Raw genomic sequence first — 8,858 nt, 5'->3', positions numbered from 1 at the left:
GGCGACTCCGGGACCGGCAAGACCCACACCCCCCCCGGCGGCCCCCCCCGCGCCCCCCCCCGCGCCCCCCCCCGGGCGCGGGCCCCGCGCCCCCCCCCCGGGCGTTGCCGACTGCTGCTGCCAGTCGCGGTGGGTCAGTGGTGGCCGTGGCCGCCGTCACTACGACGGCGTTGGAGCGTGAACTTCTCGAAGACCGACAGCTCACCTGTGGGCGTGATGATGTTGTAGTAGGTGACGTGGATGCGGGTCATGTCACCGGGGTGACGGCCCGGGTCGACGGCGAACTCGGCGAAGCCGTACGGATGCTCCGCGTCGCGGACGCCGATCCAGACCGCCGTCTCCTTCTCCTTGACCGAGTTGAACTTGCCGACGTGCTCCATCTGGACGTATGCCGAGTGATGTCCGTGACCGTCGGCGTCGTCGGTGGTGAAGCTGTTGTTGGTGATGCCGGACACGCCGCCACCGCCGAGGACCATGTGCGTCGTGCCGTGCGCACTGTCGATCACGTCGAGTGCGGTCTGACTCGGGTTGGGTGTGAGGGTGACGCTGCCGGAGACGACACCACGTACCGCCAACGAGCGCTCGTAGTCGTGCTCGTGGCCGCAGACCACCAGGTCGACGCCGTACTTGTCGAACAGCGGGCCGTACGCGGCACGCAGTGCGACATCGGCGCCGTTCGCGGCGGTCGCCGAGCTGATCATCACCTGGTGCATGCAGACGACGACCCAGTCGATGTCCTTCGAAGCCCGTGCGGACTTGAGCTCCTTCTCCAGCCAGGCGAGCTGCCGACCGCCGGAGTAGCCCTTGATGTAGATGTCGCCGCCCTCCTGCAGGGCGATGTCGTCGTTCTGGAGGACGATCACCTTCACCGCGCCGACCGTGAAGGAGTACCAGAGGTTGTCGAGCTCGGGCTGGGTCTCGGTCGAGGGCAGCTCGAAGTAGGTCTGGTACGCGTCGAGACCGAGCTTGCCGTTGCCCAGCTCGATCTCGTGGTTGCCCGCGGCCGGCATCCACGGACGGAAGCGCGCCGAACGGCTGTTGTTGGCGAGGAAGTCGTGCCAGACGCGGATGCGGTCGGGCCCGGTGTTGGCGTAGCAGAGGTCGCCGTTGAGGAGGTGGAACAGCGGGCCGACCTTCTCGATGCCGGTGACGATGTCGGCAGCGGCGGGCGTGGCGTTGGGCTCGAAGTCCCGGCCCGAGGCGTCGGCCGGGTTCGCCCCCGTCTTCCACGTCACGCTGGGCGCACCCTGGTCGCCGAAGCTGGTGAAGGTGAACGGAGCTCGGCCGGACGGCGCCGTGTGGAAGGTGCCGGCGTCGGGGGTGGCGCCGTCGTGCTGGGCCGCGTACAGGTAGTCGGTGTCGGCCCTGAGCTTGCTGAGCAGTGCGTGATGGACCCAGACGGACCGCCCGGAGGTGCCGTCCACATAGGTTTTCGTCGTCGCGTGCGCGGTGGAGCCGAAGCCGCCACTCAGCGTGCCGTAGACGACCCGGGGGTTCTTGACGGCCGCGTCGGTGACCCACGAGACGACCATCTGGCTGCGCGGGTCGGCGCCGAAGGTCAGGTGCAGGCCCTGGACGGGGGTGGTCGGTGAGCCGGTGGTGAGACCGGTGACCTCCGACGTGGCCGGCATCGCCTCGGCGGTTCCGGCGCCGAGGACCAGTGGCCCGGCGGCGGCGCCGGACACGGTCGCGCCGAACAGGCCGAGCGCGTTGCGACGGGAGATTCTCGTTTGCTTGGGTTCTTCGGACATTCCAGGGGCCTTTCGCGTCGTCGGGTGCAGTCGCACACCGACCGGACAGCGGCGCTCGGAACCTGACAGCGGGCTGCGGCAGGTCAGCGGTGCGCGCACTCACGGACGCTAGGAAGCACGGTCGACCGGAGCGGTGCGACAGGTATGAACGCCAGATGGCGGTCACCGCAACGGACGGCAATTCCCGGCGGCCCGGCCCTGTCCTGGCCAATGCCCCGGAGCGGTTGGGGTGTTCGGGCGCGCTCCCGCCAATCGTGCTGAACTCGACGCCGCGAGGCGTTGCGCGACGACGTCCTGCCTTCTCTCCAGGCGCAGTTGGCTGCGCAGGTGAGGCATCCCGCAGCCGACATCGAGCGCGCTTTCCCCGGCGGGGTCGCAGGCGCCGACGCGCCCGTGGCCGACCGGCGCGCAGTCGCCCGGTGGTCCGGTCGGCCCACGGTGACGACCCACCCGCGACGCCGCCTCCCGGTCACAGGTCGGACGGCGCACGGTCCTACGGGTGCCCGTGCCGGTGCCCGTGCCCGTGCCGGTGCCGGTGCCGGTGCCCGTGCCGGTGCCGGTGCCGGTGCGGGGCCTACGGTGCCAGGCCGAGTGTGGGTACGCCGCCGCACTCCACCTTCTCGGTCCCGACCCCGGGCAGCCCCCTGCCCCATCGCTCGGTGATCCCGGTGAGGCGGGCCGTGTCGAGGGGGGCCCGGCCGAGCCCGATCGCGTAGGCGGCCGATGCCGGACCCGTCCCGAAGGGGTGGGGCCAGGCGTGCGCGTCGGCCGTCCCGGCGTCCTCCAGAGCGGCGAGCAGGGCCCGTACGCGTCCACGGACGCGACCCCGGGTCGCCTCGAACTCCTCTTCCCCGGCCGCGCGTACGCTCACGACCAGCCACGCGGCGTGCCGGCGGTGCAGCGGTGGGGGAGACAGCAGTTCGGGCAACGGGTCGGCGCCGGTCCCCGCGGCCGCCTCCAGGATGTCCCAGGCACGGTACAGCTCGTCCGTCAGGAGGTCTCGGAAGCCGGGGCCGACCTGTGTCGTGCAGGAGCGGACGGGAGCGGTCGGGGTCATGACCGACAGCGCGGGGCACGGCTGCGCGAAGTCACCGCCGGCGCGCCCGCCGCCGTCGGGGTCGTGGCCGGCCGGTTCGAGGGTGACGGGTTCGAGGCCGACCGGTTCGCGCCAGTCCCAGGCGGCCCAGGTCGCGAAGAAGTGCCGGAGCAGTTCGGCCGGGGCCAGGACACCGGACTCGCGGGTCGTACGGGCCGCCAGGACGGACCAGGCCAGGCCGGGCAGCCCGCCGAACGGGGCCGAGTCGAGACCGCGCGCCCTCGCCCACGCCTTGACCTCCGCGGCGAGCCGGGCGAAGTCCGCGTGCCGGTCCCCGACGGCGCTCCGCACGGCGTCCGCGTCGCTGACCGCGCTCAGGGCGGTCGCGGCCGGGGCGCCCAGCACGGCGCGCCGGTCCACCGCTTCGGCGGGAGGGAGCACACCGGTGGCGACCACGCTCAGGTCGACAGCGAGTCCGCCGACGCTCAGCCGCAGGCCCGGCACCCGGGCGCCGGTCACCTCCCGCACCCGGGTGGCGTCCGGCAGCGCCCTGGTCACCCGCGCCCGGACGTCCGTCATGTCGACGACGCCGGGCAGGGTCGCCACCAGGTCCAGATCCGCTCCGGGCAGCGCGCCGCCCATCCGCCGGGACCCCACGACCCGCACAGCGCCTTCGCCGAGGGCGTCGGACAGGCGTCGCGCGGTCCGCTCCGCACGATCGTCCAAGGGCACGACGGCGGTGGAGGCGGTGACCGGGTCGGGCAGCAGGCGCACCTCACCGGTGCCCAGGGCGACCGTCGCCCGCGGACACATCGGTTCGTCGCCCCGGCGGGAGAGCAGGACGAGGTGCCCGACCCGGGCCGGCAGGGCGGGGCCGAGGCGGGACGCGCAGTCGGCGGCGACGGGACGCGGGTCCCGGGTACGGCCCAGGGGCAGATGGGGGGTGAATCCTTCGGCACGGCCACGGCACTGCGGGAACCGCCGTTCCAGGGCGGCGCGCAGCCGTGCCCACGGCTCCGGGTCGGCCCCTGCCGGATCGAGCCACACCGTGGCGTCGTCGCGGTGTCCGAAGGTGTGCACGCCGTCGAGCCGGATGTCGAACGGCGGTGTCGTCGCCGCGGCCTGAGAGAGCAGCGGGAGCGCCCGCTCGAACGCGGATTCCGGGACGAAGCCGAAGAGCAGGTTGACGTGGGGCGGCCAGCGCCGGGCCTGCGGGTCGTATCTCCGCCGGAGTTCCTGGATCGCCGGCCACAGGTCCTCGGACGGCAGCCACGCCACCGCCGTACGGCCGGTCGGAGCGAGGCCGAGGGCGTCGAGGCCGTCGACGGTGCGGTCGGTGCCGGCGGAGTCGACGGCCATGGCGGAGCCGGCGACCGCGGTGGACCCGGCGACGGGCGCGTACGCGGACGCCGAGTCCGCGGCCGGTACGACGCCGTCGTGGGCCGTGGCCGTGCCCGCCCCCTCCAGGCTCACGACTGCCTCCACGCCGAAGTGGTCGGAGGCGTACAGCCCGTCGGGACCGGGGGAGTCGCCCCGCAGGGCCGCGTCGGTCGGATGCAGCGCGCGGCCCCGCAGCAGGATCCGGTCGAGCCGGGAGGAGCGGCCGGACAGCGAGGAGACCGCGGCCAGCGGATTGACGGCGGGGTCGAAGGTGGGGCTCTGGTCGGCGGGCCCGCGCACCTCGGTCCAGGCGTCCCGCAGGCCGAGAGCGGTGGCGGGTCCGGTGGGACCGTCGCCGCCGTCGTTGAAGTCGCCGAGCAGCACCAGTGGACCGGCCAGGTCGGCGAACCCCTCGCGGAGGCGCGCGAGTTCGGCCTCGCGCCGGGCCGGGCCGTTGTCGGAGTGGTCGCTGCTGAGGTGCGTGGCGGCGACCACGAGCGGGCCGGACGACGTCTCCAGAGTGAGGGCGGCGACGGCCTTGTGCGGCCCCAGCGCGTGATGGCCGGCCTCCCGCACGGGCAACCGGCTGAGCAGCAGGAGTCCGGTGTCGTCGACCCGTCTCCCACGGGGGTCGCAGCCCACCGTGTAGGCGGCGCGGATCCAGGGGGCCCGCAGCAGCAGCGCGAGCAGCCCGGCCTCGACCTCCTGGAGTGCGATGACGTCGGCGTCGGCGTCCTCCAGTGCCGCGAGCAGCAGAGGCCGGCGGCGGCCGGTGTCGATGCGGTCGCTGTCGTAGCGGTCCCACAGCGTGTTCCAGGTCAGCACCCGCAGACGGGCGGGCGACGACCCCGAACCGTCGGACGCGACTGGTGGCACCTCGGACGCCGCCCGCGGCCTCGTGGACCGGTCGGACGATCCCGCGGGCGCTGCCCCGGAACCCGCGGACGGGCACGCCGTCGCCGCCGTGCGGTCCGGGGCGCTCCACAGCGCCGCCGCGTCGTCCCACACGTACGGTGTGTCGGCCGTGAAGAACGGCGCCCGCAGGAGCCGGGGGGCCCGCACCCGGCCGGCGGCCGACACGTCGATCCGGTCGACGCCCGTCGCCCGGTCCCACACCACCTCGCCGTCCGCCTCGACGAACAGCACCCGGTGCCACGGGATGTCGCCCCCGGGCACGAAGGCGGGCAGGGGGACGCGCTTGGGGTCGGCCCCGCGCTGGTTGACGCCCAGCACGAACCGGGCCGGGTCGAAGCGCGGGTCCCAGCGCACCCGGTGGTAGATCTCGTCGCTGGTACGCATCACCACTCACCCCCGTCCAGAGTGCCGTCGACATCGTCCACCGTTCCGCCCTCGCCGACGTACCAAGTGCGGTGGGCCTGGCCCGGGTAGGGCGGGTCGAACCGGCGCAGCTGCCCTTCGAGCACCTCGGGGGGCACCGGATGCGTCCGTCCGGCGTTGCGCCGGGTCAGCTCGTCGCCGGTGGCCGCCACGACCACGTGGGTGATCAGCGCGTCACGGCGGTGCGCCACGGCGTGCACCAGGGAACGCTGGTGCCCGCCGAGCGATGTGGCGTCCCACACCACGGTCGCGGGCCCGGCCGCGAGCGCGGAGTCCAGCCGCCGCAGCCCCTCGCGGAGCACCTCCGCGTTGGCCCGCTGGTCGGCGCGTGAGCCGCGCGCCGAGCGCAGGTCGTCCAGGGAGACACGAGCGTCGATCCCGGACAGCCCGGCGGCGAACGTGCTCTTGCCGCTGCCGGACGGGCCCACCAGATGGATCAGCCGGGGGAACGCGCCGCCGCGCAGCCGCCAGGTCGCCGCCGAGGCCGCCTCGGCGGTGGCCACGTGACCCGCGGCGTACGAGGCCCGTGCCTGCGCCCAGCAGCGGTCGGCCGCATCGGTGTCGCCCAGGCCGCCGAGGGCATGGTGCAGGCTCGCGCGGAGACCCTCGAAGGGCTCCTCCCCGAGGAGCCCCGCCTCCTCCGCGTGCAGCGCGGACCAGTCGACCTGGTCACGCGCCGCGGCACCCTCGGTGACGGCGACGGCCGCGGCGACCGCGTGCAGCACGCCCAGGTCCGCCGCGACGGCCATGCGCCCCAGACCGGCACGTCGTTCCTCGTCGGGGTAGGGACGGCACAGCAGGGACTGGAGCCCGACCAGGTCCGCGACCCGCCGTGCCGACGGCATGCCGAGCGGTCCGGCCAGCCGGGGAGTCAGCCAGGCACGGCGCCGGCCGTGCAGCAGGGCGGCGAGCACTCCTGTCAGCCGGGCGTCCCCGGTCCGCCCCAGCGCATCGAGCCCGGCGGACGCCGCCGCGACGACGGCATCGTCGGCGCACGCCTCCCGGGCCGTCCCCGAACTCGTTCCCGAACCCGTATGCGGATCCGCATCCGTTGGGGATCCCGTCGCTGTTCCCGTTCCCGTTCCCGTTGCCGATCCCGGCTCGGGTGCCGAACCCGTTCCCGTCGCCGCCGCGAGCGCCCGGGCGTCGGGGGCCGCGCCCGACCGTACGTCCCACAGCGCGGCGGCCGGGCCCCGTCGGTTGGCCACCACTTCGGCGTGCATCCAGTGCGTACCGGTCCGTACGTGCCCGGGCCGCACCCACTTGGCCATCCGGCGGCCGAACTCCTCGTACGCGAAGCCCTCGACGGTCCGTACGACGTACCCCTCCTGCCGGGCGGGGTCCAGCCGCAGGAGGCGCAGGGACCGTACGGCCCGCTCGTCGAGGACGCCCCGCCACAGCACTCGCGGCACCGGAACACCCAGCCGCCGCAGGAACCGCACCGTCCGGTCCCAGCCCAGGCACCGTTCGCCGTCCCAGACGGAGAACCCGTAGAACCAGCTGTCGAGTCCGGTGTACGCGATCGAGTGCCGCGCGTACAGGTTCTCGCCGCACACCCGCCACCCCGGCGGGAGGGCCGCGCCGATCCGTCCCTGGAGGCCCTTCACCCACGCCCGCGACGGATGGTGCGCCGAGTCGAGTGACCGGGCGTGCAGTCCGTCGGCGTACAGGGTGGTGTTCTCCCCGTCGAGCTTCTCGGTGACCACCACCTCCTGGTCCCGCAGGCCCGCCAGGTCCGCCACCCGTACGTCGTCCGAGGTCGCCCCCGGTGACCAGGGCAGATGCGGGGTGCGCGGATAGTGCACGCGCACACCCCTGCCCGTCGGGCGTGGTCGTTCGGACGCCATGGTGATCTGTCCCCCGGTGAAACGGCGCGGCCCCGGTCACGGCACGGGTCCGGAAATGAGAGCGCCGACTGTAATCGCCCCGGCCGGGAACGGCCCGCGGTTTTCCGGGCCGCGCCGTCACGGAGGGGGAGCCGCGCCGTCACGGAGGGGGAGGGGAGTGGCGTCGGCCGCCTCCCGGCTCTGCTTGAATGAGGGGGACATGATCGGACTTTCCACTCGACGCCTCGACCGGCGATCACCCTCCGTGCCGCTCCGGCGTACCTCCGGCAGCGGCTGATGGGCGGCCAGTTCCTCAGGTTCGCGGTGGTCGGCGTGGTCAACACCGCGGTGTACTACGGCTTCTACCTCACGCTCCTGACGGTGCTTCCCTACCTGGTCGCGCATGTCGTGGCGTTCGCCGGGGCCACGGTCGTCTCGTTCTTCCTCAACGCGCGCTTCACCTACCGGACGCGTCCCACGCTGCGGAAGTTCGTGCGCTTCCCGCTGGCCACCGTCACCAACCTCGTCGTCTCCACGCTCGCCCTGCACTTCCTGGTCGAGGTGGGCCACAGCGGGTCCCGGACCGCGGCGCTGCTCGCCTCCGCGGTGGCCGTGCCGTTCACGTTCCTGGCCAGCCGGGCGATCATGATTCCGTCCTCCCGCAGCCCACGCCAGTCGCGCCCGGTGCGCTGACTGAGGCACGGGAATCCGGCTCCCCCTGCTCCACCCACTACGTCGGGCGGACACCGTGGGCGTCAGGAAGCCGGGCGACCCGCCGGGCCCGCTCGCCCGGCGCGCCCGCCGCGGCCGTCTCGGTCTGCCTTCGGTCGGCCCTCGGACGACCTCCCGCTGATCCCCCGAGCACCCCGAACGAGCGTTCGCGAAGGAATGCCCCGGCCACGGTTGGGTACGCGCGACGGGAACCGCGCCCGGCACGGATCACGTTCCGGGCGGTCCGTCCGCTACTCATGGGGATCTGCCATGGACACACCCTCGAACGACCACCACCGGCCCACGCCCGCGACCCCGGCCCAGCGGGCCCTGGACACCCTCGCGGAGAACACGCGCGACACGGTGGCACTGGACACGCTGGCCGACAGCGAGGTGCTGGTTCCCGTCCCGGACGACGCGAGCGAGCAGGACGCCACCGACCCCGCGGCCGTGGCGCTGCCGGTCCTCGACCAGCCGGGCGGGGAGCAGGTGGTGCCGGTGTTCACCTCGGAGCTGGAGATGGCCGGGCTGCTGCCCTTCGTCTCCCGCTACCGGATGGTTCCGCTCGGCGCACTGGCCTCGCAGTGGCCGTCCGGCGACCTGGCCCTCACCATCGACGCGAGTTCGCCGCACGGTCTGACCCTCACCTCCGAGGGCGTCCGCACCCTCCTGGCGCGGCCGCACGCCTAGGGCGTCACGCGGAAAGACCGGGCGGCGGGGGGGGGGCGCCCGCGAAGCCTCCGGGGGGGGGCCCCGCCCCCCCCAACGCCCCCGGGGGCGGGGCGCGCGGGGGGGGCGAAGGAGACGGGGGGGGCC

5 protein-coding genes are annotated in these 8,858 nt (G+C 74.2%); 2 read left to right on the top strand and 3 right to left on the bottom strand.

Annotation, left to right across the window (positions count from 1 at the left end; translation table 11 throughout):
- Positions 1 to 134: 134 nt before the first annotated feature.
- The 3 genes from ACFV2J_RS03880 to ACFV2J_RS03870 all read right to left on the bottom strand — a co-directional run bounded on the left by ACFV2J_RS03880 (position 135) and on the right by ACFV2J_RS03870 (position 7,316).
- On the bottom strand, positions 135 to 1,751 hold the full coding sequence (locus tag ACFV2J_RS03880; protein ID WP_385437218.1) for a purple acid phosphatase family protein: 1,617 nt from the start codon (positions 1,749 to 1,751) through the stop codon (positions 135 to 137).
- A 574-nt stretch (positions 1,752 to 2,325) separates the two neighbouring features.
- The gene (locus tag ACFV2J_RS03875; RefSeq protein WP_385437216.1) at positions 2,326 to 5,466 is read right to left on the bottom strand and encodes a poly(A) polymerase; all 3,141 of its coding nucleotides are present in this window, start codon (positions 5,464 to 5,466) and stop codon (positions 2,326 to 2,328) included.
- Positions 5,466 to 7,316, bottom strand: a complete 1,851-nt coding sequence (locus ACFV2J_RS03870) for an RNA ligase family protein (protein ID WP_385437320.1) — start codon at positions 7,314 to 7,316, stop codon at positions 5,466 to 5,468. The genes ACFV2J_RS03875 and ACFV2J_RS03870 overlap by 1 nt, the downstream gene beginning before the upstream one ends.
- A 312-nt stretch (positions 7,317 to 7,628) precedes the next feature.
- Between ACFV2J_RS03870 and ACFV2J_RS03865 the strand changes: the two genes are divergently transcribed.
- Positions 7,629 to 8,024, top strand: coding sequence for a GtrA family protein (locus tag ACFV2J_RS03865; RefSeq protein ID WP_385097243.1), 396 nt, complete (start codon positions 7,629 to 7,631; stop codon positions 8,022 to 8,024).
- A gap of 288 nt (positions 8,025 to 8,312) precedes the next feature.
- A complete protein-coding gene (locus tag ACFV2J_RS03860; protein WP_385437214.1) occupies positions 8,313 to 8,732 on the top strand; it encodes an SseB family protein in 420 nt (139 codons plus the stop codon).
- The last annotated feature ends 126 nt before the right edge of the window (positions 8,733 to 8,858 follow it).

It is taken from the genome of Streptomyces sp. NPDC059668 (assembly GCF_042734135.1).
Lineage (GTDB): Bacteria > Actinomycetota > Actinomycetes > Streptomycetales > Streptomycetaceae > Streptomyces.
Note: the sequence above shows the minus strand (reverse complement) of the source record. Positions and strands in the feature narration are given on the sequence as shown.

Bases quoted from the DNA above. Each gene is read 5' to 3' on its own strand.
- ACFV2J_RS03880 (WP_385437218.1), bottom strand. From the start codon at position 1,751: ATGTCCGAAGAACCCAAGCAAACGAGAATCTCCCGTCGCAACGCGCTC.
- ACFV2J_RS03875 (WP_385437216.1), bottom strand. From the start codon at position 5,466: ATGCGTACCAGCGACGAGATCTACCACCGGGTGCGCTGGGACCCGCGC.
- ACFV2J_RS03865 (WP_385097243.1), top strand. From the start codon at position 7,629: ATGGGCGGCCAGTTCCTCAGGTTCGCGGTGGTCGGCGTGGTCAACACC.
- ACFV2J_RS03860 (WP_385437214.1), top strand. From the start codon at position 8,313: ATGGACACACCCTCGAACGACCACCACCGGCCCACGCCCGCGACCCCG.